Genomic DNA, 24,786 nt, shown 5'->3' on the forward strand with positions numbered 1-24,786 from the left:
GCAGTTTTTCGTTTCGGCCTTGCGGCGAGTAAACGACGATATTGCAGAAAGGGTGTCGCCGCGCATCCGAAGACACGCGACGACTCTGGGAGGAGACCTTATTTTCTCTTGATCAGCGCTTCGGCCGCATCCGCAATGGCGGCCGGCGCCATGCCGAATTCATCCAGCAGCCATTCCGCCGAGCCGGTATGGGCGAAGACGCCGGGAACGCCGAGGCGCTTCATCGGCACGGGCGAATGGTCGACCACGACTTCGGCAATGGCCGAACCAAGGCCGCCGAAGATCGAATGTTCTTCAGCCGTCAGGATCGCGCCGGTTTCCTTGGCAGCGGCGACGATGGCCGCTTCATCGATGGGGCGAACCGTCGCCATATTCAGAACGCGCGCCTTGACGCCGCGGCTCAACAGAATATCGGCGGCCTTGACGATGCGGTGGGTCAGCGTGCCGTTGGCGATCAGCGTCAGGTCGGAACCTTCACGCAGCAGGTTGGCGCGGCCGAGTTCGAAGACGTGGCCTTCCGGCAGCAGATCCGGCACGCCGACGCGTGACAGCCGCAGGAAGCATGGGCCGGCGTATTCCGCCGCCCATTTGACGGCGGCGGCCGTCTCGATGCGGTCGCAGGGGGCGATGACCGGCAGGTTCGGCAGAACACGGGTCCAGGCGAAATCTTCGATGGAATGATGCGTCGGGCCGAGTTCGCCATAGGCCATGCCCGAGGATATGCCGATCAGCTTCACATTGGCGTTGGAATAAGCAAGGTCGGCCTTGATCTGCTCCAGCGCGCGGCCGGTGAGGAAGCAGGACGCGCCGCAGACGAAGGGCAACTGGCCGCCATTGGCGAGACCGGCGCCGACGCCGACCATATTCTGTTCGGCAATGCCGACATTGACGAGGCGCTCGGGGAATTTCGACTTGAAGCCGCCGAGCTTCGAGGAGCCGACCGAATCGTTGCAGACGGCGACAACCCTGTCATTGCCGGCGGCCAGCGCTTCCAGCGTTTCGGCGAAGGCGTCGCGGCAGTCATAAAGCTTGGCGGCGGTTACGGGCGCGTTCATTACAATGTCTCCGAAAGTTCTTTGACGGCGATTTCATATTGTTCCCTGCTCGGAACCTTGTGATGCCAGTCGACGCGGTCCTGCATGAAGGAAATGCCGTGACCCTTGTTGGTGTGGGCGACGATGCAATGCGGGCGATCGCCGCGATGCTCCAGCGCCGGCACGACTTCCGCCATGGCGTTGCCGTTGATTTCGCTGACTTCCCAGCCGAAAGCCTCGAGCTTCGGGCGAAGTGGCGCGACATCATTGGTTTCCGAAAGCGCCGCACCCTGCTGGAAGCGGTTGTGGTCGACGATCAGCGTCAGGTTGTTCAGGCCGAATTGCGCAGCGGACATGATGGCTTCCCAGTTGGAGCCTTCCTGCATCTCGCCGTCGCCGGTCATGACATAGGTGTGGTAGTCCGCACCGGAAAGCTTGGCCGCCTTGGCCATGCCGACGGCAACCGGCAGACCGTGGCCGAGCGGGCCGGTATTGGTTTCCACACCCGGCACCTTGTTACAGTTCGGATGGCCGTTGAGGCGCGAATTCGGCTGCAGGAAGGTCGAGATTTCCTCTTCCGGGATGAAACCGCGCTTGGCAAGCGTCACATACAGCGCGCAGGCCGTATGGCCCTTGGAAAGCACGAAGCGGTCGCGGGCAGGGTTCTTCGGATCATCCGGCCAGATGCGCAGGACGCGGAAGTAAAGGGCCGTCATGATGTCGATAGCCGACATTTCGCCGCCGACATGGCCCGCACCCGCTTCAAAAACAGCCTGTACGTCGCGAAGGCGAATCTGGCGCGCAATGCGCTCTAGCTCCTGGGACTGCATGGAATCCTCTTCAAAACATGCGTGTGAATATTTATGCATCTATTTATATAATTGCAGACGTGGCGTTTCTGTCAAGATGGAATTGCGGATTGTTTATCGTCCGGCGGTATCGGCATTGCCGTGAAAGCCCTATTGACAAGCTTCTCTCAACTGGCTTATGCATGTTTCGCCGATGATGAATAATTATTCTAATCGGTTTAAAAAATGCAAGACAGTCATCGGGAGGAGCCATGTCCGCGCTTGAACGCAATGAGGGGGTCACGCACACCAGGAGCCCGCTTGCCTGGCTGAGTGGTGCGACCGGACCGCTTTTGGGCCTGCTGCTGCTCTGCGTGTTTCTGACTTTCGCCAGCGAGAACTTCTTGTCGCTCCGAAACGGGCTCAACATTCTCGACCAGATCACCGTGCTCGGCATCATGGCCGTCGGCATGACCTTCGTGATTCTGCTCGGCGGCATCGACCTGTCCGTCGGCTCGGTGCTGGCGCTGTCGATGATGATCATGGGCTGGACGGCCAATGTCGCGGGCATGCCGATGGGCATGGCCATCGTGCTGGCGCTTGTCGCCTCTGCCGCCTGCGGCCTCGTGGTCGGTATTCTGGTGACGGCCTTCCGGGTGCCTGCTTTCATTGCCACGCTGGCGATGATGTCGGTGGCGCGCGGTCTCGCCAATATGATCACCGATGGACAGCAGATCGTCGGTTTCCCTGACTGGTTCATGATGCTGGCGATTGAGCGTCATTTCGGCGTGCTGACCGCAACCGTGCTGCTGATGCTGGTCGTGGTGCTTGTTACCTGGATTTTCCTGCGTTTCCGCTCCGAAGGCCGGACGGTCTATGCCGTTGGCGGCAACCCGGAAGTGGCGCGTCTTGCCGGCATCAACGTGCCGCTGGTCACCATCTGCGTTTATGTCGCCTGTGCGGTTCTGGCCGGTCTTGCCGGCATCGTTCTTGCGGCACGTCTCGACTCGGTGCAGCCCTCCAGCGGCTTCGGTTACGAACTGGATACGATTGCGGCTGTCGTCATCGGCGGAACCTCGCTTTCGGGCGGTGCGGGCGGCATCGGCGGCACCCTGATCGGCGTGCTGATCATAGGCGTGCTGCGCAATGGCCTCAATCTGCTCAACGTTTCTCCCTTTTTGCAGCAGGTCATCATCGGTGTGGTCATCGTGCTGGCCGTGGGTGCTGAAACCTTGCGTCGCCGCAGAAGCTGAATTTGCCTGCGGATGGCGAAGAGCCGTCCGCGCAATAAACGACCCTCCCGGCATGGGAGGCGTGAAAAACGGCCGGAGGGGAGGAGGTTTGATCTGCCCGAAGGTCAACAATCAACAAATGGAGGAATAATCATGAAATTTTCACGCATTCTGCTGACATCCGCCGCCCTTCTCGCCCTGTCGCTCGGCCAGGCCAATGCCGCCGAAGTCAAGAAGATCGGCCTTGCCGTCGCCAATCTGCAGGCGAACTTCTTCAACCAGATCAAGCAGGCCGTTGAAGCCGAAGCCAAGACGCGCGGCATTGCCGTCGTCACCGTTGACGCCAAGGGCGATGGCCCGACGCAGGTCAACCAGATCCAGGATCTGCTCACCCAGAACATCGATGCGCTGATCTATATTCCGGCCGGCGCCGCCGCTGCGACCGTTCCGGTAAAGCTTGCCAAGGCCGCCGGCGTTCCCGTCATCAACATCGACCGCAATGCCGATGGCGCGCCGGGCGATACCTTCCTTGCCACCGATTCCGTCGCCTCCGCCAAGGCGGTTTGCGATTACATCATCAAGCAGGCCGGTGGTTCGGGCAAGATGGTCATCATCCATGGCCAGAAGGGCACGACACCGGAAGTGGACCGCACCAAGGGCTGCATGGAATCGGTAAACGCCAATTCCGGCGTGAAGATCGTCGCCGAACAGTGGTCCAACATGTGGAGCCAGGATGAAGGCTTCCAGATCATGCAGAACATGCTGCAGGCCAATCCGGATGTTTCCATCGTCTTTGCACAGGCCGACGGTCTGGCGCTCGGCGCGGCGCAGGCAATCAAGGTCGCAAACCCTTCGCAGAAGATCGTCGTTGGCGGCTTTGATGGTGATACGGCAGCCCTTGAGGCGCTGAAGAACGGCGTGTTCGACGTGACCGCGACGCAGCAGACCCAGAAGATGGGCCGCATGGCTGTCGAAATGGCCGTCAAGATCGTCGGTGGCGAGAAGGTTCCGGCCGTGCAGCTCTCCGATGCGACGCTGACGACAAAGGAAAATGTCGAAGGCTTCATCGCCAACCATCCCTGATCCTGCTGCCCCGCGCGACCCATGGGATGCGCGGGGCATTCACTGGTTTGTCTTTAGATTATTTCGGACGCAAGGCTTTGGGCATTCCCGTTGCTTATGTGTCCTGGGAGGTCCCGTCATGCGCGAGCCGGTTCTTTCGCTCCGTGGCATCAGCAAACGTTATGGTCCGCTTGAGGTTCTGAAAGCCGTCGATCTCGATGTTTATCCGGGCGAAGTGGTGGCGTTGCTGGGTGAAAACGGCGCGGGCAAGTCCACGCTGTCAGGTATCATCGCCGGTTCGCGTGAGCCGTCCGAGGGCAAGATGACATGGCTTGGGCAGCCTTACGCGCCTGCATCGCCGCGCGAGGCGATCGACAAGGGTATCGTGCTCATCCACCAGGAGCTGAAGCTTCTGCCGGAGCTTTCCATCGCTGAAAATGTCTTCATCGGCCGCTGGCTGATGAAGAACGGCGTTATCGACCGCGCCGAGATGGTGCGCAGAGCCCAGCAGCAGCTGGCGCGCCTCAATCTCCACATTCCCGCCACCCGCAAGGTGGCCGGCCTTTCCACCGCCAACCAGCAGCTGATCGAAATCGCCAAGGCGCTGGCGCTGGATGCGAAACTTCTGATCCTCGATGAGCCGACGGCGGCGCTTGGCGGTGCGGAAACGCAGGCGCTGTTTGAGCAGGTGCGCAAGCTGCGCGCCGAGGGTGTCGGCATCATCTATATTTCCCACCGCATGGAAGAGATCAAACAGATCACCGACCGCATCGTCGTGTTGCGCGATGGTGAGCGCGTGCATGAATTTGCCGATAGCGCGACGCCGGTGCGTACCATCGTCGAAAGCATGGTCGGCCGCTCGCTGGAGCGACTGTTCCCGGCGTTGCCGGAACCGCAGGACAACGTGGTGCTGGAGGTCAAGGGGCTGACCGGCGCGACCAATGCCTTCCGCGACATCAGCTTCGGCGTTCGCGCCGGTGAAATCCTTGGTATCGCCGGACTTATCGGGGCGGGACGCACCGAGCTGGTGCGGGCGATTTCCGGTGCCGACCCGACGAGTGCGGGTGAGGTGCTGCTGGATGGCAAGGTGCTGACGCTGAAAAGCCCGGCGGACGCGATAGAGGAGGGCATCGTCATGGTGCCGGAAGACCGCAAATTGCAGGGGCTGGTGGTGGAGCACGAGATCGGCGAGAACCTGATCTATGCCAATCTCGACCGCGTCGGCACCGGCTGGATCACGCCGCGCATCAAGCGCGCCTTTACCAAGGAGGCCATCGCCAAATTCGGGGTGAAGGGCCGCAGCGAACAGCCGGCATCGGATCTTTCCGGCGGCAACCAGCAGAAGGTGGTCATTGCCAAATGGCTTGCCCGCAATCCACGCGTGGTGGTGCTGGACGAGCCGACCCGTGGCATCGATGTCGGCGCACGCGCGGGCATTTACGATATCATCGTCGGTCTGGCGAAAAGCGGCGTGGCCGTCATCGTCGTCAGTTCCGATCTCGAGGAAGTGCTGGGCGTATCGAACCGCATCCTCGTGCTCGCGCAGGGAAAACAGGCCGGCATCCTCAACCGCGACGAAGCAAACGACGTCTCGGTCATGGAGCTGGCAACCATCTGAAGAAGGAAATACCGATGTCCACCATCACACTCAACGCGCCGAAACTGTTCGATCTTTCCGGCCAGGTAGCGCTTGTCACCGGCGCCGGTTCCGGCATCGGCCAGCGGATCGCCATGGGGCTCGCCCAGTCCGGCGCCAATGTCGCGCTGCTTGATCGTCGCACCGATGACGGTCTGGCGCAGACGGCCGATTTCATTGCCAGGGCCGGACGCAAGTCGATCCAGATTGCTGCCGACGTCACCAGCAAGCAGGCTTTGACTGAAGCCGTGGCCCGCACGGAGGCTGAACTCGGTGCGCTGTCGCTCGCCGTCAATGCCGCCGGCATCGCCAACGCCAATCCGGCCGAGGAGATGGAAGAGAGCCAGTTTCAGACGATGATGGACATCAACCTGAAGGGCGTTTTTCTGTCCTGCCAGGCGGAAGCCAATGCCATGCTGAAGAATGGTCGTGGCGCGATCGTCAACATCGCCTCCATGTCCGGCGTCATCGTCAATCGCGGACTGATGCAGTGCCATTACAACGCCTCGAAGGCCGGCGTCATCCACATGTCGAAATCCATGGCGATGGAGTGGGTGGGGCGCGGCATTCGCGTCAACACCATCTCGCCGGGTTACACCGCAACACCGATGAATACGCGGCTGGAAATGGTGCACCAGACCAAGCTGTTCGAAGAACAGACGCCGATGCAGCGCATGGCGGGCGTCGATGAGATGGTCGGTCCGGCGATCTTCCTGCTGTCAGATGCGGCGAGCTTTGTGACGGGCGTGGACCTGCTGGTGGATGGTGGTTTCTGCTGCTGGTAGGGTTTTGGCGTCGTGGAAGTACTGACTTACTGGTCTGATGAACATAAACGTCCGCGCCAACCGGCGGTTCACCACACTCCACGTCATCCTCGGGCTTGACCCGAGGATCCATGGGCGGCCGAGTTGTGGATCCTCGGGTCAAGCCCGAGGATGACGGAGCTGAGAGGTTTCAGCGCTTCAGTTACGCATTTCACGCCCGGCTTGCGCCGGGCGTTTTCGTATTCATAACACGAGCAGCAGCAGCTCACGCAACCTGCTTCTGCACCACGTCCTCGACAACCTCGCCCTTGAGGTAAGCAACGAGGTCCTTGATCGTCACGACGAGCAGGCCGTGGCGTTCGGCGAAGACTTCGAGCTGGGGCAGGCGGGCCATGGTGCCGTCGTCATTGGCAACTTCGCAGATGGTGCCGGACGGGAACTTCCCGGCAAGGCGGCAGAGGTCCACGGCGGCTTCCGTGTGGCCGGTGCGGCCGAGAACACCTTGCGGATTGGCGCGCAGCGGGAAGATGTGGCCGGGACGGGCGAAGTCTTCCGGGCGCGAACCCTCCGACACCAGCGCACGCACTGTCTCTGCCCGGTCGGCGGCGGAAATGCCTGTCGTGGTGCCCGGAATATAGTCCACCGAGACGGTGAAGGCCGTCTTGAGGGATTCGGTGTTGCGCGACACCATCAGCGGAATGTCGAGCGCATCCAGACGCTCACCCGGCATGGCGACGCAGACCAGCCCGCGGGCATGGTTCATCATGAAAGCGATCTGTTGCGGCGTGATGCTGTCGGAGGCGGCGATGATATCGCCTTCGTTTTCGCGGTCTTCATCGTCAACCACAATCACCATCTCGCCACGGGAAATGGCATCGATCGCGTCTTCAATTTTAGCAATGGTCATTCTATTTCAAGCCTTTCAAGGGGTTATGCCGTTTTGCGGCATTTTCGCGCTTCAAGAAGCGCCAAATATCCCTTGGGCGAACAATGCAATGCGAAGCCCGCTCACGCGCGGGCGTCTTATGCCTTGTCCTCTTCCATCCGGACTATACCGTCGGCTCCGGCCTCTCACCGGATCTGCTGACCTTCCGGCTTTGGAGACCGGAAGCGCTCGCGGGCTCCGGGAAAAATCCGATACCGCCGGTGGGGAATTGCACCCCGCCCTGAGAACAGCACCAACATAAATTATCAAATGGGAAGGAATCAAGGGGCAATGCTGTGACGAGAGCGGTCAGTGCGAAAAGAACATCCCGATTGCGGCCTAAACGGGGTATTTCCTTTCCAGTTGCGATGGTTAGTGCGGGAGTGTGCGAGCAGGGAGCGTGATCCCTGCGATCTATCGGTCGCGCAGCCGCAATTCGTCGGTCTGCATCTGTAGCGAACCGAGCGTCGAGAGGAAGCTCATACCGAGCAGGCTCTGGCCCAGTTGCCCATCCTGGGCAACGAGTGCTGGAATATCGCGTCTGGCGATCGGGCCGATGCCGATTTCGGACAGGGTGACGGGCGCCGCTGCCGTGCGACCGTTCGCGGTCATGACAGGCACGGTATAACGCAGCCCCGTCGTATCGATGCCAATCGCGGCTGCATCGGCATTGGCGAGCACCACCGAGCTTGCGCCGGTATCGACCAGCATATGGATCGTCTTGCCTTCGACGGTGACATTCGCCTCGAAATGGCCGCTCATGGATTTATGCAGCACGATCTCCTGTTCGCCGCCGGCGGTTGTCACCACCACGGCGCGGCCGGGCATCAGGCCGCTCAGCAACCGGTCGCCGAAGGATTGCAGGTCGTAGCGATAGAGATAGAGCGAGGTGAGACCGAGGATGATGACAAGCCAGGCGGCGAGTTGGCGGATGACGGTGCCGAAGCTGCCGCGTCTTCCCGCCAATATGCCGGCGGACAGGAGACCGGCAATGGGCAGAAGATAAAGGACATGGGCGAATTGATCATTGTCGATGCCGAGCGTTCGGCCACCGTCGTGATTGATGAGAAGCAGGCCAAGGCCGACGGCCAGCAGAAGGAGAACGATGGTCAGCCTGTTCATGCGGTATGTGTCTCCTTGGCGGTCTCGCTCAAATTTTCCAGTCTTTGCGGCAGCGCCCGCATGATCGTGCGGCGTTTCTCGTCGCTATAGCCTGCCCAGCCGCCGATTTCATCCAGCGTGCGGCCGCAGCCGATACAGAGGCTGTTGGTCGCATCGAGGCGGCAAATATGGATGCAGGGTGTTTCCATGACGATCTATATCAGGCCGTTACGTCGCAAGGGCAAGGGCGACGAGAGTAACGATCTCCGTGATCTGCTGGCAGGCGCCGATGGTATCGCCGGTATGGCCGCCGATCTTCCTGTCGCACAGCCTGCTGAACAGTATGGTGGCCAGAATGGCTGCCGCCAGCACAAGTGCAATCGACAGAAGAGGCAAAGCGTGCAGCGTGAAGAGGATGAAGACCAGTAACCCGATCGCCAGTGCGATATTGCGCTCGGTGTCTCCTGGCTGGCCGGCGCCTGCGGCAATGCCGGAGGTTTTGGCGGCGGGCAGGGCCTGCCAGTGCCACACCATCAGGGCACGGCTCAGGACAAGTGCGGCGATCAGGCCGGCGGCGGCAGTTTTCGCGGGAAGTGTCTCGATCAGCGATGCGAGTGCGGTGGCACGCAGGGCAAAAGATAGCACCATGGCGATGGTGCCATAGCTGCCGATGCGGCTGTCCTTCATGATCTCAAGAGTTCGTGCCTTGTCCTTGCCTGCGCCGAAACCATCGGCCATATCGGCCAGTCCATCCTCATGCAGCGCACCCGTAAGAAGCGCCGTGAGGGCGATGGCGAGCCAGCCGGTGAGCTGCGGCGAGGCATCGAAGGTGGCGAAAATCACCACCAGAAAAGCCGCGGGCAGGGCGATCAGCAGGCCGGCGGCGGGAAAGGCGCGGGCGGTGCGGCGCATCGACACGCCATCGGCATTTTCGAAAAACCGCGAAGGAACCGGCAGGCGGCTGAGAAAGGCTACGGAATGCATGACATCTGTTATAAAATCCCCGGCCTTCATGCTCTCTCCGTTGCTGCACTTGCATTTCCGGTTGTTCCGCGGCGCTTCCGCGATTATGAGAGGCGCAACAAAGACCGATTTGCCGGAAAACACAAGTTCCGGACGCATGAGCCGATGCGACAGCCAACCCGGCTACGAAAGAGACCGACACCATGAGCATGAGCGGATTGCCCTTCGACGATTTTCGCGCGCTGTTGCGTGAGCTTCCCGGCCCGGATACGCATGCGCTGGTGGCGGCCAAGGAGCGCAATGCGCAGCTGACCAAGCCTGCCGGCTCGCTCGGACGTCTGGAAGAGATCGCCATGTGGCTGGCGGCATGGTCCGGCCGTTCGCCCGCCGTCACTCGCCCGCTGGTGGCGATTTTTGCTGGCAATCACGGCGTCACTCGGCATGGCGTTACGCCTTATCCGACATCTGTTACCCAGCAGATGGTGGAGAATTTTGCGGCCGGCGGTGCTGCCATCAACCAGATCTGCGTCGCCAATGATCTCGGCCTGAAAATTTTCGATCTGGCCCTCGATTATCCGACTGGCGACATCACCTGCGAGCCCGCCCTTTCGGAGCGCGACTGCGCCGCCACCATGGCCTTCGGCATGGAGGCGATTGCCGGCGGCACCGATCTTCTCTGCGTCGGCGAAATGGGCATCGGCAACACCACGATTGCCGCGGCGATCAATCTCGCACTTTACGGTGGCACGGCGGAAGAGTGGACCGGTCCCGGCACCGGTTCGGAAGGCGAAGTCATGGCCCGCAAAATCGCGGCAGTGAAGGCTGCGGTGGAGTTCCATAAGGACCACCTGTCCGATCCGCTGGAAATCATGCGCCGTCTCGGCGGGCGCGAGATCGCGGCGATTGCGGGCGCCATCCTTGCCGCCCGCGTGCAGCGCATTCCCGTGCTGATCGACGGTTATGTGGCAACAGCCGCTGCCGCTCTCCTGAAGGCCGCCAATTCTTCGGCGCTCGACCATTGCCTGATCGGCCATGTCTCGGGTGAACCGGGTCATCTCGCTGCCGTCGAAAAGCTTGGCAAGACGCCGCTTCTGGCGCTTGGCATGCGGCTCGGTGAAGGGACTGGGGCAGCACTTGCCGCCGGCATCGTCAAGGCTGCTGCCGCCTGCCATTCCGGCATGGCAACGTTCGAGGCGGCGGGTGTGGACACCCGCATCAGCCCGCGTACCGAGCATTGAGGTCAAAGATGGACGTGACGCCGCAGAAATCGCAACCGGAGCCCGTCTTTCGCAAGGAAAAAGGCTGGCGGCATCTTTTCGCCGCTGCCCGCTATTCCGTGCAGGGGCTCGGCCGGCTGTGGCAGGAAGCGGCGTTCCGCCACGAGGTTCTCGCCTTCGGAGTAGGGCTCGCCCTGCTTCTGGTGGCCGGCGCGCCGTTCGCGCATCTTCTCGTTTTCACGGTGCTGATGCTGCTTCTGTTTTCGGTTGAGGCGCTGAATACCGCTATCGAGGAGCTGGTGGACCGCATTTCGCCGGAAATCTCCTCGGTCGGGCGGCACGCCAAGGACCTCGGCTCCTTTGCCGTTTTCTGCCTATTGCTGGCGAACGGATTTTTCGTGCTTTATTCGCTGGTAACGTCGCTGTTCTTCTAGCAGGTGTCTTTGCGGCTCAGGCGAAGGACCGGCGGCGTGGCTGGATCGCGTGGGTTTCTTCCACCGCCGGCAGGCTTTGCAGCACGCGCTTTGCCGGCAGAATGGCGATGCCTTCGGTGCCTTCACGCAGTTTCGATTTCAGGATGAACTGGCCATCATGCTTGGCGAGAATGGCCTGAACGATGGGCAGGCCAAGGCCCGTTCCCTGTTCTGCGCTCTTGATCGCGATCGATCCCTGGCCGAAGGCCGAGAGCACCACGGGGATCTCATCTTCGGGAATGCCGGGGCCGTTATCCCTGATCGACACATATTGGCCGCCGCCCGCCGTCCAGCCCGCCTTCACGAGGATTTCGCCACCCTGCGGGGTGAATTTCACGGCATTGGAGAGCAGGTTGAGAATGACCTGGCGGATGGATTTCTCATCGGCCCAGACCTGTGGCAGGCTGGCTTCGAACTGCTGGGAAATCCGGATGTTCTTGGCCCGGGCGCGCAGCTGGATCATGCCGATGCAATCCTCGGCGATTTCCAGCATGGAGATGGATTCCTCGTTGAGATCGTAGCGGCCGGCCTCGATGCGCGACAGGTCGAGGATTTCATTGATGAGATCGAGCAGATGCTGGCCGGAGCGATGGATATCGCCGGAATATTCCTTGTAGAGCGGATTGTTGAGCGGGCCGAGCACCTCTGAGGACATGACCTCGGAGAAGCCGAGGATGGCGTTGAGCGGGGTTCTGAGCTCGTGCGACATGGAGGCGAGAAAGCGTGATTTGGCCAGATTGGCCTCTTCGGCGCGCCGCCGCGCTTCGTCGGACACCGAATTGGCGACTTCAAGTTCGGCGATCAGGTCGTCCTTTTCCGTCTGCGAGGAGAGGAGCTTGATGCTGGTCTGGTAAAGCCGGCTGGTGATGCGATGACAGAAGAGGATCGCCATGCCGAACATCAGCGCCAGACCGACATCGAAGGGATCGCGCGAAATCACTGAGGTCATGCACAGCGCGGCCAGTACCGGCAGGAAGGTCATGAAGGTTGCCCGCCGCAGCATGAAATTGGCCATGGCGGTGAGCGAAAGGGCGATCAGCAGCGTTGCGCCCTTGAAGAAAAGAACGAGCGTCGGGTCGTTGCGCACCGGCTCGGCCAATGCGAACATGGCCCAGGCGCAGCCGATGACGATCTGCATGCCGAGAAAGAGGTTTTTCCAATGCTGGAGATTTTCGTCGGTGATCTCCTGTTTGGCGGCACGTTTTGCCAGCACCAGCGACATGGCGTGAAAGCTCAACGCGATCAGCGACCAGATGATCAGGCTGATATCGCCGGTTATGTAAAGGCCGATGATGGAGGCCAGCACGATGAAAAGCGGCATGATCATCGCGCCCTGCAGAGCTTCGGCGATGTGCATGGTCAGCATTTCGCGTTCATAGGCTTCGTTTCCACCGGCACCCTGCTGCAGGCGTTCACGCGTCGCCTTCACCGTTTCGAAAACCGCCTTGTTGCGGTGTTTCTTCGATCGGTCGACGATGATCTTGTCGGTGGACGTGCTGACGCTTTTACTCATTGTTACAACGCAGGTGACATGAACCCTTGCAGGCTACGCCCAAAATCTTAAGAAGATGCTGCCGTGAAAGGATTTGTTTGCCATTTCTGACAAGGGTTTGTTGTGACATGAGACGAAATGGAGGCAGGCGCGGGCGTTTTTCGGCAATTCGCGATGGCGGGCTTTTTCTCGCCACGATTTTTCTCGGTATTCTCATTGCCGCCAAGCTCGACCAGATCAACAGCGAGACCCATGTCGGCCGTTTCTTCGTGATCGATGGCGATACGCTTTCCAAGGGCGACGAACGCTTCCGGCTGCTTGGCATAGATGCGCCGGAGCTTGCCCAAACATGCCTGCGCGGCGGCGAGAGTTGGCCATGTGGGGAGGAGGCGCGCGGCGCGCTGCGACGGCTGGTGACGGCGCGGGATTTTTCCTGTTCCGGCAGCTCCAGGGACCGTTACGGGCGACAACTCGTTTATTGCACGGCGGATGGCAAGGATGTGTCCTCGGAAATGGTTTTGGCGGGGTTTGCCGTTGCATCAGGCTATTTCCAGTTTTCCGGCGAGCAGGCGAAGGCACGGCAGGAGGGGCGGGGCATCTGGGCGGGGGATTTCGAAAGGCCTTCCGAGTGGCGACGTGAGCATCGGGCAGCGGATCTGGAAACGCCGGCAGCGGGCTTTTTGACCGTCATCCGTCATCTTCTGGGGTGGGATCATGGCTGAGGCGGAGCGGTCCCCATTGCTGCGGGATGACGGGCTGGATGGGTTGCGCGGCGAGATCGCCCGCTGTCGTCTCTGTCGTGATGCGCCGCTGAAGGGAATGGCCGATCGCCTGCCGCATGAACCGCGACCGGTGGTCGTGATCTCGACCAAGGCGAAGATTCTGATCGCCGGGCAGGCGCCGGGGCTGCGTGTGCATGAAACCGGGCTGCCCTTCAACGATGCTTCCGGCGACAGGCTGCGGCAATGGCTCGATGTCGACCGGGAGACGTTCTACGACCCTGAGCGCTTCGCGATCGTGCCCATGGGTTTCTGTTTTCCCGGTTATGACGACAAGGGCAGTGATCTGCCGCCACGGCGGGAATGTGCGCCTTTATGGCGTGAGAGGGTAATAGCGGCGATGCCGCAGGTGGAGCTGATCCTCGCGGTCGGCCAATATGCGCAGGCTTTTCACCTCGGTGAAAGGCGACACAAAACCATGACCGAAACGGTAGAGAACTGGCGCAGCTATCTCCATGCCAATTCCGGCCCCGGCATTTTGCCGCTGCCGCATCCCAGCTGGCGCAATACCGGCTGGCTGAAAAAGAACCCATGGTTCACGGAGGAGCTGCTTCCGGTTCTGCGACAATATGTGGAAATGCGGGTTTAGTGAAACAATTTTCTGTTTTTCTGCGAAAATTAGTGTATTGAAAGGAAATTAATTCAGGAGGGTAGACGCATTGGATCGCCTAGACCGTAAGATTTTGCGCATTCTGCAAGAGGATTCCACGCTGGCCGTTGCCGATCTGGCAAAAAAGGTCGGCCTTTCCACAACGCCCTGTTGGCGGCGTATCCAGAAGATGGAGGAAGACGGCGTTATCCGCCGGCGCGTGGCGCTGCTTGATCCGGTCAAGGTCAACACCAAGGTCACGGTTTTCGTCTCCATCCGCACCGCCTCCCATTCCATCGAATGGCTGAAGCGTTTCTCGGAAGTGGTTTCCGAGTTTCCTGAGGTCGTGGAGTTCTACCGCATGAGCGGCGATGTCGATTATCTGCTGCGCGTCGTCGTGCCCGATATCGCGGCCTATGACGCTTTCTACAAGCGGATGATCGCCAAGATCGAAATCCGCGACGTGTCCTCCGCTTTCGCGATGGAACAGATCAAATATACGACGGAACTGCCGCTCGATTACATGCTGCTGGATAATCCCAAATCCGGCGAAGAGTGATCCGCCGTCCATCCTGTCTTTGAACGATGCCCTTTCCGGCCGCCGGGGAGGGCATTTTTATTTGTGGATTGCCTTTTCCCCGTTGATCTGACCCGTCACGGGATGACACTGCCGGAAGGTCCATCCCGTATGCACCGCCAAGGCACGACAATCTTATTCCGCCCTATCAGGCAAATTCGCACATTCAATTCTCTCCGCGCCGTCTCCGCGCAACGTGGGAATTTGATAAAATCTCTCGAATATCTACGCTTTTAATATCTGATGATGGCAACAGCGAGGGATATCGATATGATCACACGACGCGGAACATTGGGACTGCTTGCAGGTGCGACGGGGGCGGTGTTCCTGCCGCATATCCGCCGTGCTGGGGCTGCAACGACCACATTGCGGATCGGCTGGCAGAAGAATGGCGTGATCGCGCTGGCAAAAAGCCAAGGCGCGCTGGAAGCGCTGTTTAAGGATCGCGGCATCGAGGTGAAATGGTCGGAGTTTTCCTCCGGTCCGCCGCTGCTCGAAGCGCTGGGCGCGGGCGCGCTGGATATCGGGCCGACCGGCGATGTGCCGCCGCTCTTCGCGCAGGCCGCCGGTGGCAATCTGCGTTACGTCGGCACCTACAAGGCGGCGGCTGGCGGATCGGCCATCCTCGTGCAGAAGGATTCGCCGCTGAAGACGCTGGAAGACCTGAAAGGCAAGAAGGTTGCCTTCAAGCGCGGTTCCAGCGCCCATAATGTCACCGTCAAGGCGTTGCGAAAGGCCGGGCTAACGTTGAGCGACATCACGCCCGTCGATCTTGCGCCGCCGGATGCCGCCGCCGCCTTCCGCAGCGGCAGCATCGATGCCTGGTCGATCTGGGATCCCTATTTTGCCGTGGCGGAAAAAGAGCCGACGACGCGGGTTCTTTCCACTGCCGAAGGCATCGTCGATCCCTGGAGCTATTTTCTCGCCAATGGCGATTTCGTCGAGTCCAATCCCGATTTCGTGCCGCTGATCCTCAAGGAACTCGCAAATGTTGGCGCCAAGGCGCAGGCCAATATCGATGCGACCGCAAAGTCTCTGGCGGCGATCACCGGTGTGCCGGAGGACGTCACCAGGGTTTCGCTGACGCGACCGGGCGCCGATCTCGGGCGCGTGTCGCTGGTTCCGGACGAAGCCATCGCTTACCAGCAGGCGCTGGCGGATGAATTCTACGATCTGAAGATCGTGCCGAAGAAGCTCAAGGTGACGGATATCGTCTGGCGGCCGAAGGCCAGCTGATGGTGCCGGAAAGCTGAATCTCTTCAGGCAGCTGGTGGATGCTGCTGAGAGGTTGATTCAGGCAAAAGTTATGTGGGTCACATGGAGGGCGAGCGAGTGCCGCTTGTTTCTTCTCCCCGCCGGGGAGAAGTCCGCGGCAGCGGGATGAGGGGGCAAGGGCAATGATAAATCGCGAGTTTGCCCCCTCATCCGACCCTTCGGGCCACCTTCTCCCCGGCGGGGAGAAGAAATCTGCCGCAATGACGGAGGCTCAGCCCTTGAGCTTCGCAATCACCAGATGACCGGGCGTCGGATTGCCGTCCTGCATGCGCACGTTGATGTCGGTGACTTCGATGACCTCGAAACCGGTTGCAGCCAGTCGTTCGCGCACATAGGTTTCGGCATGGGCGAAACGCTGGTGCGGGCCGACCATATAGGGACGCCCGGCCATGATGTCTTCGGGCAGGGTTTCCGAGGAGAAGATTAGCAGGCCGCCGGCATTGAGATTTTCGGCGGCGCCGAAAAACAGCGGCTCCAGCGCGCCGAGATAGGGCAGCACATCGGTGGCGGTGATGATGTCGAAGGGCTCGTCGTCATTGTCCTCGAGAAAATCCTCGGCTTCGGCGACGTAGAGCGTCTCGTAGAGGTCCTTCTCATGGGCGATCTCGACCATGTTTTCGGAAATGTCGATTCCGGTGATGTCGTCGGCCATATCGCGCAGCGCCTCACCGGTCAGGCCGGTGCCGCAGCCGAGATCGAGCAGGCGCTTGAAAGAACCAAGGTTCAGCGTCTGCAGCCGCTGGCGCACCATCATCGGCACAGCGTAACCCAGCTGCTCGACAAGAATATCCTCGAAAGCTTCGGCATGCTGGTCGAACAGGGTTTCGACGTAAGCGTCAGGTGCTTTCGACGGTTGTTCGCCGCGCCCCATGGCGGCAATGCGTACGGCCGCGCCGCCGTGATCGTCAGGGTCTATGGCCAGAACTTCCTCATAGGCCTTCACCGCCGCATCCACATCGCCGGCTTTTTCGAGCGCCAGCGCGCGGTTATAGGCCTCGGCAAGCGCCTCTTCGTCGATCTTCTGGTTTTTCGTCATCGTGCGGTATCCGTCAGCGTCATCAGTTGACGTTTGCTGTAAGCCGCAACGGTGGCGGGCGCAATGTTTATGTGGCGAGACTTATCAGTGGATGATGAACTCTCCCTTCAGCGCGCGCCATTCCTGCGCGGAGATGACCTGCCGGTGCACGTAGCGGACGGAATGCAGGGGACCGTCGAGCTTTTCCTGCCAGAATTTGAGGAAACCGTGCATTTCGGGAAAGTCCGGGGCGAGATCATAGTCCTGCCAGACATAGGTCTGGAGAACCAGCGGATGGTCAGGCAGGCGATAGAATATCTGGGCAGTGGTGAGGCCGTAGCCTCTCAGCATCATTTCCATTTCCTTGTTCATGACGGCGCTTCCCGTATCCATGATTGCGATCACAGCATTGCCGCTGTATCTGACATGGGAACACGACAGGGTTAATCCAAGCTTTCCAAAGACCTGGATCGTCACAAATTTGTTATATTTTTCAAAATGTTGGCAGCCTCCGTTGATGAGTGCTGCCAACCTTGCCGTTCAGCGCTTGAGGTGTCGCGTCAGGCGGGCTTCCAGCCATGCCCAGACATGCCGCAGCGTCTCGACGATCGTCAGGTAGAAGATTGCGGCCCAGAGATAGGCTTGATAGTCGAAGGTGCGGGAAAAGGTGTAGCGGGTCTGTCCCATCAGGTCGAAGACCGTGACGATGGAGACGACTGCCGAGCCCTTGATCATCAGGATGATCTCGTTGCCATAGGGGCGTAGCGCTACGATCAGTGCCTGCGGCAGGATGACCTTGCGGAAGGTGATGAATTTCGAAATACCGAGCGAGGCCGCTCCCTCGTGCTGGCCGCGCGGCACGCTCTGGATGGCGCCGCGCAGGATTTCAGCCTGATAGGCGGCGGTGTTGAGCGTCAGCGACAGGAGACCGCAATACCAGGCTTCGCGGAAAAACCACCACAGATCGACGGCTTCCAGCGCCGGGCGGAAGCTGCCAAGACCGTAATAGATCAGGAAAAGCTGCGCCAGCAGCGGCGTGCTTCGGAAAACATAGACATAGGCATAGGCGAGCGCGCCGATGACGCGGTTTTCCGACATGCGGGCAAAGGCGATCGGCAGCGACAGGATCGCGCCGAGAATGATCGAGCTGCCGACCAGCGTGATGGTGGTGATGAGACCGTCGATGTAGCGCGGGCCATATCGCTGGAATTTATCCCAGTCCCAGCCTTCGATCATCGCGAAGATCAGCCCGGCGGCGAGCAGCAGCCACAGCGTGATGACGGCAATGCCGACGACGCGGGAAAGATTGATCGGCTTGTCGGCGACAACGGGGGCGGGCCGCGGCGGAATGAGTTCCTGAATATGGCTCATCGTCCGGCCTCCGATTTGCGAGACCAGCGGTCGATGAAACCGATGCCGACCGACGAGATGAGCGCGAGAATGAGATAAAGCAGGCAGGCAATGCCGTAGAAGAAGAAGGCTTCCTTGCTGACGCGGGCGGCAATGCCGGTCTGGCGGATGATATCGGCAAGGCCGATGATCGAGACGTAGGACGTGTCCTTCAGCAGGATCACCCAGAGATTGGTCATGCCGGGCAGGGCAATCCGCACAAGCTGGGGAATGATGATGAGCACCATGGTACGGCTGCGGGAAAGGCCAAGCGCGTCACCCGCCTCATATTGCCCCTTCGGTATAGCCTTGAAGGCGGATAGCAGCACTTCCGACGCATAGGACGAAAACACCACCGAGAGCGCCAGCATGCCGGCCACGAAGGCATTGATTTCGACGGGGCCGCTGAAACCGACATAACCGGCCACCGATTGCAGCAGCATCTGGACGCCGTAATAGACGATGAAGAGCGTCAGCAGTTCCGGCAGGCCGCGGAAGATGGTGGTGTAGATGCCGGCAGCCAGCCGCAGCGACTTTTCCTCCGATTGCGCGGCAAGCGCGATGAGGAAGCCGATCAGCAACCCGACGGGCAGGGTGGCGAGCGCCAGCGAGATCGTGACCTTGACGCCGAAGGCGATTTCATCGCCCCAGCCCGCATCGCCGCAGGCGACCAGAGTGCCGTTTCCGAAAAGCGAGAAGAGACCGACCGGTCCGCAGAAGGGATCGAGAAGTGTCGAGACATAGGTCCAGAACGCACCTATGGCGGAAAATGCTCCGCTCATGCCAGTTTTCCCCCGCGGTCTTAAGCCGCCGTGATTGTTATGCTGACGTTTTCAAACAAAAATGGCGGAAGGGCAAGCCTTCCGCCACGAGATTTCAACAGATCGAACCGGCTTAGTCGCCGTAAACGTCGAAATCGAAGTATTTTTTGTTGATCTCCTGATACTTGCCGCTGGCGCGGATACCGGCGATTGCGGCCGTGAACTTGTCGGCCAGCGCCGTGTCGCCTTTGCGCACGGCAATGCCTGCGCCATTGCCGTTGATCTCGGGATCGACCTTGAGCGGCGTCAGGATCTTGCAGCACTTGCCGGCGTCGGTCTTCAGCCACTCCGACAGCACGACGATATCGTCGATGACGGCGTCGATGCGGCCATTGGCGATGTCGAGCTTATATTCGTCGGCGGTCGGATACATCTTCACGTCGGCATCCGGGAAATGCTTTTCGGCATAGTTGGAGTGTGTGGTGGAACCCTGCGCGCCGAGCGACTTGCCCTTGAGATCGTCGATGGACTTGATCGGCGAATCCTTCGGCACGGCGATTGCCGGCGGGGTATTGTAATATTTCTTGGAGAAATCGACCTTCTGGAGGCGTTCCGGCGTGATCGACATGGACGCGATGATGGCGTCGAACTTCTTGGCCTGCAGGGCGGGAATGATGCCATCCCAGTCATTGGTGACGAAGGTGCATTCGGCCTTCATTTGTTCGCACAGCGCCTTGGCGATGTCGATGTCGAAGCCGGTCAGCGTGCCGTCGGCTTCCAGATTGTTGAAGGGCGGGTAGGCGCCTTCGGTGCCGATGACGATCTTGTCCTGCGCAAGGGCTGCGCCCGAAAACAGCGAGATGGCGGCAATCGATACGGCTGCGAGCAGACGGGTGGAAATAGGCATTTCGATCCTCTCTTTTGGTCGTTCATCCGCAGTCTGTTGTTATTTTCAGTGCGGACGCCATGGGCGCTGGGCGCGGCAGAACGGAGGATACCGCCTGTGGCCTTCAGCGCGGATCAGATTATTCATCCGGTTGGTCAAAAAATGCAACTGCAATATTAGTGATCGTGTTTGTGCCGCAGAGCTTCCACGAAAAGGCCTTGATCTGTTCATTTCCGGTACACAAGGCTTTGTCCATCATGGGAACCGAAGCGTGTGCAGGGCGTTGACCCGCGCCTGCATGCGCAGCCGGATGACTGATGTCGCGACAAGGGCGACTAAAAAACGATGGCAGACGAGGAAACGCCGATGGTGAAGAAGAACACATTGTTGACGGGGGTTGTTTTCCCCCTCATGTCGCTGGCGATTGCGGTGGAGCCGGCCGCGGCCGGTTTTGCAAGCGCCGCGCGGGTGCAGGCGCCCGCAGCGCAGACACTTCCCGGCCAGGTGATCCTGGCGCAGGCGGAGCCGGCACAGGAAAACCCGGAAGAAGAGCTGCGCAAGAAGCGCCAGCAGGCCGAAGAGGCGAAGCCGCAGGCTGAGCCGAAGCACGAGGAACGCGCGCCTGAGCCGCAGCGCGAACCGGAGCCAAAGCGCGAACCGGAACCCAAGCGTGAGGCAGCTCCCGCCGAACCCCGTCCTGAACCCAAACACGAAGCTCCACCCGAACCCAAGCGCGAAGCTCCGCCCGAGCCCCAGCAACGCGAGGCCCGCCCGGAACCCGCGCCGGCACCTGCCGAACAGCCGCAGGAGCGTCCGCGCAAACCCGAACGTGCGCAGGAACCGCAGGGCGAGGGCGAACAGCGCCCGGAACGCCAGCGGGAAGCCGCACCGGAAGCGGCGCCTGCCGAACAGCAGCCGCAGGAACGCCCGCGCAAGCCTCAAAAAGCGGAACAGCCAGCCGGCGAAGGCGAGCAGCGCCCGGAACGTCCCCGCAAGGAGAAGGAGCCCGCGAAGGAACCCGCTGCCGAACAGCAGCCCGCCGCGCGTCCGGAAAATGCCGAGCAGCCCGCCAAGCCGCGCGAACCGGCACCCTCGAAGAAGCCGCAGGTAGAGGAAAAGGCCCCGGAACAGAAAGCCGAACCGGCTGAAAAACCCGTTCCGGAGAAAAAGCCGGCAGCCCCCGAGCCCGCCGTGAAGGAAGCACCGGTTCCGACCGAAGCGCCAACGCCCGCGCGTCCGCCGGCTCCCGAAGCGCAGCCCAACCCTGCACCCGGGCGGCAGCCTTCCGAACAGCCGCCTGTGAAGTCCGAACCCGCAGCGCCGCTTCCCGGTGCCCCCACGCCGCCGCCAAGCGGTGCGACGACCGGACAGGCTCCGGCTGGCGAAGCCGTGCCCAGTCAGGTCGCCGTTCCGCAGACGGAAGCACCGCCAACGACGAAGGAAGAACTTGATAAGGCCAAGGCAATCGCCAAGGACCCGTCCAAGACCGCCGACACCGTCATTCTGCCGGTCGACAAGGGTGCGGCCGTTCTCGACAGCGACAAGGAAGTGGAGCGCTCCGGCAACCGTCAGACCCGTGAGGAACGTCGCCGCGAGCGCGAGCAGGCCGGTGACGTCAAGGTTCCGACCTCCGACGCCGAGGCGCAGCGCGCCGGTGCCGCCGAAGGCAAGGCCCCGCCGCCGCCCGTCAAGCTGGAGGCGATCACCTCCCAGCAGGGCGAGCGCATCGACCGTCGCCCGCAATATGAGCGGCCGGATGGCGTACGCGAATGGCAGCCGCGCGAAGGCCGCCCGCGCGACCGGGATATGGATGCGCCGATCATCCTGCAATTCGGCGACCGTGTCGTGGTGCGTGGCGATGACAATCAGCGCTTCATCCGCGATGGCGGCGAGCCCTATTACGAGCGCCTGCCCGGCGGTCGCGTCCGCGAAACCGTGGAACGTCGCGACGGCACGCAGGTGGTGACGATCCGCAACCGTTACGGCGACGTGATACAGCGCTCGCGCATCGACGATCGCGGTCGTGAATATGTGCTGTTCTACGCACCGGAACTGATGGATGATCCCGATCGTGACTATGTCTATCGCGATCCGGGTCTCGACCTGCCGCCGATGCGCCTGCGCATCCCCGTGACGGACTACATCATCGACACGTCGAGCGATCCGGACCGCGATTATTATCGCTTCCTGGAGCAGCCGCCGGTCGAGCCGGTGGAGCGCGTCTACTCGCTGGATGAAGTGCGTTATTCGGCCCGTATCCGTGACAAGGTGCGCCGTATCGACCTCGATACGATCACCTTTGCGACCGGCAGCGCCGACATTCCGATGGCGCAGGCCCGTTCGTTGCGCAAGGTGGCCGACGCGATCAACAAGGCACTGCAAAAGAACCCGGCGGAAACCTTCCTGATCGAAGGCCATACCGATGCCGTTGGTTCGGACGAAAGCAACCTCGTGCTTTCCGATGAGCGCGCCGCCTCCGTGGCCAACGTGCTGACCGATGTTTACGGCATCCCGCCGGAAAACCTCGCGACACAGGGTTATGGTGAGCGTTACCTGAAGGTCCAGACGCTCGGTCCAGAACAGCAGAACCGCCGCGTGACCATTCGCCGCGTGACGCCGCTGGTGAAGCCGATCGCACAGAACTGATTGGGTTCTGGAAGAAAAACAAAGGCCCGGAAGCGCAAGCTCTCCGGGCCTTTTTGTTGTCGGTGACGGGTCTTTCCGGCAACTCGACGTCATCCTCGGGCTCGTCCCGAGGATCCAATCACGTCTCGCTTAGGCGAGGCGTCGCAGATGCTCGGGACAGGCCCGAGCATGACGGAGGCGAGTGCATCTCCTCATTCGTCGGTTTCGACGTGAGGGAAAACTCAGTCCACAAACTCAGTTAAGTGCGACCGCAATCTCCGCAGCCAGCTGCGCATTGTTGCGCACCAGCGCGATATTGGTCTCAAGGCTCCTTCCATCGGTCAGGCGGAAGATATCGCCGAGCAGGTAAGGCGTGACCGCCTTGCCGGTGACTTCGTCGCGCTCGGCATGGGAGATGGCGCGGTTGATGTAAATCTCCATCTCCTCGCGCGGAATTTCGTCTTTTTCCGGTACGGGATTGGCCACCAGCATGCCACCATCGATGCCGAGCTGTTCGCGGGTCGCCTGGAAGTTGGCAATCGCCGCCGGGCTGTTCAGCGAGAGCGGGCTGGCCAGGCCGGAGGAGCGCGACCAGAAGGCCGGGAATTCTTCGGAGCCGAAGGTAACGACAGGCACGCCGTTGGTTTCGAGAACCTCGAGCGTCTTCGGAATGTCGAGGATCGCCTTGGCGCCGGCGCAGACGACGATCACGCCGGTCTTGGCAAGCTCGGTGAGGTCTGCGGAGATGTCGAAGGTTTCTTCCGCGCCCTTGTGCACGCCGCCGATGCCGCCGGTGGCGAAAACGCGGATGCCGGCGCGGGCGGCGGCGATCATGGTGGCGGCCACCGTGGTTGCACCCGTGCGGCGCTCGGCAATTGCGAAGGCGATATCGGCGCGCGAGACCTTCATGGCATCGGTGGTCTGGGCGAGCGCTTCGAGCTGGTCTTTCTCAAGGCCGATATGCAGCGTGCCGTGAATGACGGCGATGGTGGCCGGAACCGCACCCTGATCACGGATGATCTGTTCGACGCTTTCCGCCATCTCGATATTGCCGGGATAGGGCATGCCGTGGGTGATGATGGTCGATTCGAGCGCGACGATCGGCGCACCGCGCTGCTTGGCGGCGGCGACTTCCTGAGAATAGACGATGGGCAGGAGCGGGGAGATGGGGCGGGTCATTTCATCTGTTCCAGTTTTTAAAAGCGGGTTCATGCCAGCATTTCGGCCTGGGGAACAAGCCCCAACATGGCTTCGACACTGTCTTTTGATAGGTCCTGGGAGGTGGCGAAGGGTGACTGCACGGTAATGGCCGCTGCCGCCGCCCCCTGTCTCAATGCCTCCCCGATTGTTTTTCTCTCGGCAATGGCGGCGAGATAACCCGACGCCATGGCATCGCCGGCGCCGGTGACGTCCTTCACCTCGCGGATGAGGGGCGGGTGGAGGATGGCTTTTTCCGTTCGGTTGAAGGCCACGACTTCGCTTGCTCCACGGGTGACGACACCGCCGGAAAGCCCGGCCTTGCGCAGGATATCCGGCCATTCACGGACGTTCCGTGCCGTCTCGCCGGTGAGCGCGCGGGCTTCCGCCTCGTTCATGAAGAGGATGTCGATATCGCCGAGCGCCGCTTTCAGCTTCACCGCCTTGGCCGGTGAAATGGCGATGGCCGCCAGCGGCTTTTCGCAGGCGCGGGCAATGAGGCCCAGCGCCGTCAACGTATCGTCAGGCAGATTGGCGTCGCAGAGTAGAAAGTCGCTCGCGGTAATCGCCTCGCGCACGGCGCGCACCTTCAGGCGGCGCGGCGTGAAGAGTTTGTAGAGGTCCATGTCGGCCAGTGCGATGACCAGATTGCCGTCGCGCTCCAGAATGGCAGTGTAGCTCGGGGTGCGGCGATCGAGGAAAACGAAGGGTGTGTCTTCCACACCCGCCTGTCGTGCGGCCTCCGCCACGGCGTCGCCGGTCACGTCACCGCCCCGCGGGGCGATTATGCGGACCTCAAAACCGAGGCGGGAAAGATTACGCGCGGCGTTGAAACCGCCGCCGCCTGCCTCTTCCATCCAGGAGCCGGGATTGCTGGCGCCGGGCGCCGTCTCGGTCTCGATCATGCCGCGCCGGTCGATATGCGCGCCGCCCAGAACGAGTATTTTCTTCACGCTTGCGTTTCCCTCTTTGGCGGATGGAAAGACCGGACGATTCGGCCTAAACT

25 protein-coding genes and 1 riboswitch are annotated in these 24,786 nt (G+C 61.1%); of the genes, 11 read left to right on the plus strand and 14 right to left on the minus strand.

Features of this window, described 5'->3' with window-relative positions; all coding sequences use genetic code 11:
- Positions 1–98: 98 nt before the first annotated feature.
- Complete coding sequence (locus O8B93_RS22990; RefSeq protein WP_269712170.1) at positions 99–1,055, minus strand: transketolase family protein; 957 nt, start codon at positions 1,053–1,055, stop codon at positions 99–101.
- Positions 1,055–1,864 (minus strand): transketolase, encoded by an 810-nt coding sequence (locus O8B93_RS22995; protein ID WP_078052753.1) that lies wholly within the window; start codon positions 1,862–1,864, stop codon positions 1,055–1,057. The genes O8B93_RS22990 and O8B93_RS22995 overlap by 1 nt, the downstream gene beginning before the upstream one ends.
- Before the next feature lie 230 nt (positions 1,865–2,094).
- On the opposite strand from O8B93_RS22995, the gene O8B93_RS23000 reads away from it, so the two are divergent.
- The 4 genes from O8B93_RS23000 (at position 2,095) to O8B93_RS23015 (ending at position 6,537) form a co-directional block, all read left to right on the plus strand.
- Positions 2,095–3,075, plus strand: a complete 981-nt coding sequence (locus O8B93_RS23000; protein WP_127758017.1) for an ABC transporter permease — start codon at positions 2,095–2,097, stop codon at positions 3,073–3,075.
- A 132-nt stretch (positions 3,076–3,207) separates the two neighbouring features.
- Entirely contained in the window at positions 3,208–4,137 is a 930-nt protein-coding gene (locus tag O8B93_RS23005; protein ID WP_137453042.1) for a sugar ABC transporter substrate-binding protein, read from the plus strand.
- A 118-nt stretch (positions 4,138–4,255) separates the two neighbouring features.
- A complete protein-coding gene (locus O8B93_RS23010; protein ID WP_269712171.1) occupies positions 4,256–5,734 on the plus strand; it encodes a sugar ABC transporter ATP-binding protein in 1,479 nt (492 codons plus the stop codon).
- Positions 5,735–5,748: 14 nt separating this feature from the next.
- Positions 5,749–6,537, plus strand: coding sequence for an SDR family oxidoreductase (locus O8B93_RS23015; protein WP_269712172.1), 789 nt, complete (start codon positions 5,749–5,751; stop codon positions 6,535–6,537).
- Positions 6,538–6,781: 244 nt separating this feature from the next.
- On the opposite strand, the gene ribB is transcribed toward O8B93_RS23015, so the two are convergent.
- From ribB to O8B93_RS23035, 4 genes are all read right to left on the minus strand, one after another.
- The gene (gene ribB, locus O8B93_RS23020) at positions 6,782–7,423 is read right to left on the minus strand and encodes a 3,4-dihydroxy-2-butanone-4-phosphate synthase (RefSeq protein WP_080816685.1); all 642 of its coding nucleotides are present in this window, start codon (positions 7,421–7,423) and stop codon (positions 6,782–6,784) included.
- A gap of 121 nt (positions 7,424–7,544) precedes the next feature.
- A riboswitch (FMN riboswitch) is annotated at positions 7,545–7,694 on the minus strand.
- A 161-nt stretch (positions 7,695–7,855) separates the two neighbouring features.
- Positions 7,856–8,563, minus strand: coding sequence for a TIGR02281 family clan AA aspartic protease (locus O8B93_RS23025; protein ID WP_269712173.1), 708 nt, complete (start codon positions 8,561–8,563; stop codon positions 7,856–7,858).
- Positions 8,560–8,751, minus strand: a complete 192-nt coding sequence (locus O8B93_RS23030; RefSeq protein WP_269712174.1) for a DUF1289 domain-containing protein — start codon at positions 8,749–8,751, stop codon at positions 8,560–8,562. Before O8B93_RS23030 ends, O8B93_RS23025 begins: the two co-directional genes overlap by 4 nt.
- 19 nt (positions 8,752–8,770) lie before the next feature.
- Positions 8,771–9,556, minus strand: coding sequence for an adenosylcobinamide-GDP ribazoletransferase (locus O8B93_RS23035; protein ID WP_309568515.1), 786 nt, complete (start codon positions 9,554–9,556; stop codon positions 8,771–8,773).
- Between the two features lie 152 nt (positions 9,557–9,708).
- Here O8B93_RS23035 and cobT point away from each other — a divergent pair, with 152 nt between their 5' ends.
- Both cobT and O8B93_RS23045 read left to right on the plus strand, forming a co-directional pair.
- Positions 9,709–10,743 (plus strand): nicotinate-nucleotide--dimethylbenzimidazole phosphoribosyltransferase, encoded by a 1,035-nt coding sequence (gene cobT, locus O8B93_RS23040; RefSeq protein WP_006314026.1) that lies wholly within the window; start codon positions 9,709–9,711, stop codon positions 10,741–10,743.
- Positions 10,744–10,751: 8 nt separating this feature from the next.
- Complete coding sequence (locus O8B93_RS23045) at positions 10,752–11,156, plus strand: diacylglycerol kinase (protein ID WP_269712176.1); 405 nt, start codon at positions 10,752–10,754, stop codon at positions 11,154–11,156.
- 16 nt (positions 11,157–11,172) lie between these two features.
- Here the strand turns inward: O8B93_RS23045 and pdhS2 are convergent, their stop codons facing one another.
- Entirely contained in the window at positions 11,173–12,708 is a 1,536-nt protein-coding gene (gene pdhS2 / locus O8B93_RS23050) for a two-component system sensor histidine kinase PdhS2 (RefSeq protein ID WP_269712177.1), read from the minus strand.
- Positions 12,709–12,815: 107 nt separating this feature from the next.
- On the opposite strand from pdhS2, the gene O8B93_RS23055 reads away from it, so the two are divergent.
- The 4 genes from O8B93_RS23055 (at position 12,816) to O8B93_RS23070 (ending at position 15,868) form a co-directional block, all read left to right on the plus strand.
- Entirely contained in the window at positions 12,816–13,409 is a 594-nt protein-coding gene (locus tag O8B93_RS23055) for a thermonuclease family protein (protein ID WP_269712178.1), read from the plus strand.
- Positions 13,402–14,055 carry a uracil-DNA glycosylase family protein gene (locus tag O8B93_RS23060; protein WP_269712179.1) on the plus strand — a complete coding sequence of 218 codons (654 nt, stop codon included), beginning with the start codon at positions 13,402–13,404 and terminating at the stop codon, positions 14,053–14,055. Before O8B93_RS23055 ends, O8B93_RS23060 begins: the two co-directional genes overlap by 8 nt.
- A gap of 70 nt (positions 14,056–14,125) precedes the next feature.
- Complete coding sequence (locus O8B93_RS23065) at positions 14,126–14,614, plus strand: Lrp/AsnC family transcriptional regulator (protein ID WP_003507846.1); 489 nt, start codon at positions 14,126–14,128, stop codon at positions 14,612–14,614.
- A 288-nt stretch (positions 14,615–14,902) separates the two neighbouring features.
- Entirely contained in the window at positions 14,903–15,868 is a 966-nt protein-coding gene (locus O8B93_RS23070; protein WP_269712180.1) for an aliphatic sulfonate ABC transporter substrate-binding protein, read from the plus strand.
- A 250-nt stretch (positions 15,869–16,118) separates the two neighbouring features.
- Here O8B93_RS23070 and O8B93_RS23075 read toward each other — a convergent pair whose 3' ends face one another.
- The 5 genes from O8B93_RS23075 to O8B93_RS23095 form a co-directional block, all read right to left on the minus strand.
- The gene (locus O8B93_RS23075; RefSeq protein ID WP_269712181.1) at positions 16,119–16,943 is read right to left on the minus strand and encodes a class I SAM-dependent methyltransferase; all 825 of its coding nucleotides are present in this window, start codon (positions 16,941–16,943) and stop codon (positions 16,119–16,121) included.
- 84 nt (positions 16,944–17,027) lie between these two features.
- A complete protein-coding gene (locus tag O8B93_RS23080) occupies positions 17,028–17,294 on the minus strand; it encodes an usg protein (protein ID WP_269712182.1) in 267 nt (88 codons plus the stop codon).
- A 168-nt stretch (positions 17,295–17,462) separates the two neighbouring features.
- Positions 17,463–18,293, minus strand: a complete 831-nt coding sequence (locus tag O8B93_RS23085) for an ABC transporter permease (RefSeq protein WP_269712183.1) — start codon at positions 18,291–18,293, stop codon at positions 17,463–17,465.
- The gene (locus O8B93_RS23090; protein WP_269712184.1) at positions 18,290–19,093 is read right to left on the minus strand and encodes an ABC transporter permease; all 804 of its coding nucleotides are present in this window, start codon (positions 19,091–19,093) and stop codon (positions 18,290–18,292) included. Before O8B93_RS23090 ends, O8B93_RS23085 begins: the two co-directional genes overlap by 4 nt.
- Before the next feature lie 112 nt (positions 19,094–19,205).
- Positions 19,206–19,979: an ABC transporter substrate-binding protein gene (locus O8B93_RS23095; protein ID WP_269712185.1), complete on the minus strand. Its 774-nt coding sequence runs from the start codon at positions 19,977–19,979 to the stop codon at positions 19,206–19,208.
- A 345-nt stretch (positions 19,980–20,324) separates the two neighbouring features.
- On the opposite strand from O8B93_RS23095, the gene O8B93_RS23100 reads away from it, so the two are divergent.
- Entirely contained in the window at positions 20,325–22,604 is a 2,280-nt protein-coding gene (locus tag O8B93_RS23100) for an OmpA family protein (protein WP_269712186.1), read from the plus strand.
- A 234-nt stretch (positions 22,605–22,838) separates the two neighbouring features.
- On the opposite strand, the gene O8B93_RS23105 is transcribed toward O8B93_RS23100, so the two are convergent.
- Both O8B93_RS23105 and O8B93_RS23110 read right to left on the minus strand, forming a co-directional pair.
- Complete coding sequence (locus tag O8B93_RS23105) at positions 22,839–23,762, minus strand: pseudouridine-5'-phosphate glycosidase (protein ID WP_269712187.1); 924 nt, start codon at positions 23,760–23,762, stop codon at positions 22,839–22,841.
- Between the two features lie 29 nt (positions 23,763–23,791).
- Entirely contained in the window at positions 23,792–24,733 is a 942-nt protein-coding gene (locus O8B93_RS23110; protein ID WP_269712188.1) for a carbohydrate kinase family protein, read from the minus strand.
- Positions 24,734–24,786 lie beyond the last annotated feature (53 nt).

This window comes from Martinezella rhizogenes, from assembly GCF_027460065.1.
Taxonomy (GTDB): domain Bacteria; phylum Pseudomonadota; class Alphaproteobacteria; order Rhizobiales; family Rhizobiaceae; genus Agrobacterium; species Agrobacterium rhizogenes_C.

What these genes read in the sequence shown, in the direction of transcription:
- O8B93_RS23090 (WP_269712184.1), bottom strand. Translation starts at nt 19,093, where the DNA reads ATGAGCGGAGCATTTTCCGCCATAGGTGCGTTCTGGACCTATGTCTCG.
- O8B93_RS23030 (WP_269712174.1), bottom strand. Translation starts at nt 8,751, where the DNA reads ATGGAAACACCCTGCATCCATATTTGCCGCCTCGATGCGACCAACAGC.
- O8B93_RS23035 (WP_309568515.1), bottom strand. Translation starts at nt 9,556, where the DNA reads ATGAAGGCCGGGGATTTTATAACAGATGTCATGCATTCCGTAGCCTTT.
- ribB (WP_080816685.1), bottom strand. Translation starts at nt 7,423, where the DNA reads ATGACCATTGCTAAAATTGAAGACGCGATCGATGCCATTTCCCGTGGC.
- O8B93_RS23005 (WP_137453042.1), top strand. Translation starts at nt 3,208, where the DNA reads ATGAAATTTTCACGCATTCTGCTGACATCCGCCGCCCTTCTCGCCCTG.
- O8B93_RS23070 (WP_269712180.1), top strand. Translation starts at nt 14,903, where the DNA reads ATGATCACACGACGCGGAACATTGGGACTGCTTGCAGGTGCGACGGGG.
- O8B93_RS23000 (WP_127758017.1), top strand. Translation starts at nt 2,095, where the DNA reads ATGTCCGCGCTTGAACGCAATGAGGGGGTCACGCACACCAGGAGCCCG.
- O8B93_RS23025 (WP_269712173.1), bottom strand. Translation starts at nt 8,563, where the DNA reads ATGAACAGGCTGACCATCGTTCTCCTTCTGCTGGCCGTCGGCCTTGGC.
- O8B93_RS23080 (WP_269712182.1), bottom strand. Translation starts at nt 17,294, where the DNA reads ATGAACAAGGAAATGGAAATGATGCTGAGAGGCTACGGCCTCACCACT.
- O8B93_RS23105 (WP_269712187.1), bottom strand. Translation starts at nt 23,762, where the DNA reads ATGACCCGCCCCATCTCCCCGCTCCTGCCCATCGTCTATTCTCAGGAA.
- O8B93_RS23075 (WP_269712181.1), bottom strand. Translation starts at nt 16,943, where the DNA reads ATGACGAAAAACCAGAAGATCGACGAAGAGGCGCTTGCCGAGGCCTAT.
- O8B93_RS23060 (WP_269712179.1), top strand. Translation starts at nt 13,402, where the DNA reads ATGGCTGAGGCGGAGCGGTCCCCATTGCTGCGGGATGACGGGCTGGAT.
- O8B93_RS23015 (WP_269712172.1), top strand. Translation starts at nt 5,749, where the DNA reads ATGTCCACCATCACACTCAACGCGCCGAAACTGTTCGATCTTTCCGGC.
- O8B93_RS23055 (WP_269712178.1), top strand. Translation starts at nt 12,816, where the DNA reads ATGAGACGAAATGGAGGCAGGCGCGGGCGTTTTTCGGCAATTCGCGAT.
- O8B93_RS23010 (WP_269712171.1), top strand. Translation starts at nt 4,256, where the DNA reads ATGCGCGAGCCGGTTCTTTCGCTCCGTGGCATCAGCAAACGTTATGGT.
- O8B93_RS22990 (WP_269712170.1), bottom strand. Translation starts at nt 1,055, where the DNA reads ATGAACGCGCCCGTAACCGCCGCCAAGCTTTATGACTGCCGCGACGCC.
- O8B93_RS23095 (WP_269712185.1), bottom strand. Translation starts at nt 19,979, where the DNA reads ATGCCTATTTCCACCCGTCTGCTCGCAGCCGTATCGATTGCCGCCATC.
- pdhS2 (WP_269712177.1), bottom strand. Translation starts at nt 12,708, where the DNA reads ATGAGTAAAAGCGTCAGCACGTCCACCGACAAGATCATCGTCGACCGA.
- cobT (WP_006314026.1), top strand. Translation starts at nt 9,709, where the DNA reads ATGAGCATGAGCGGATTGCCCTTCGACGATTTTCGCGCGCTGTTGCGT.
- O8B93_RS23085 (WP_269712183.1), bottom strand. Translation starts at nt 18,293, where the DNA reads ATGAGCCATATTCAGGAACTCATTCCGCCGCGGCCCGCCCCCGTTGTC.
- O8B93_RS23045 (WP_269712176.1), top strand. Translation starts at nt 10,752, where the DNA reads ATGGACGTGACGCCGCAGAAATCGCAACCGGAGCCCGTCTTTCGCAAG.
- O8B93_RS23100 (WP_269712186.1), top strand. Translation starts at nt 20,325, where the DNA reads ATGGTGAAGAAGAACACATTGTTGACGGGGGTTGTTTTCCCCCTCATG.
- O8B93_RS22995 (WP_078052753.1), bottom strand. Translation starts at nt 1,864, where the DNA reads ATGCAGTCCCAGGAGCTAGAGCGCATTGCGCGCCAGATTCGCCTTCGC.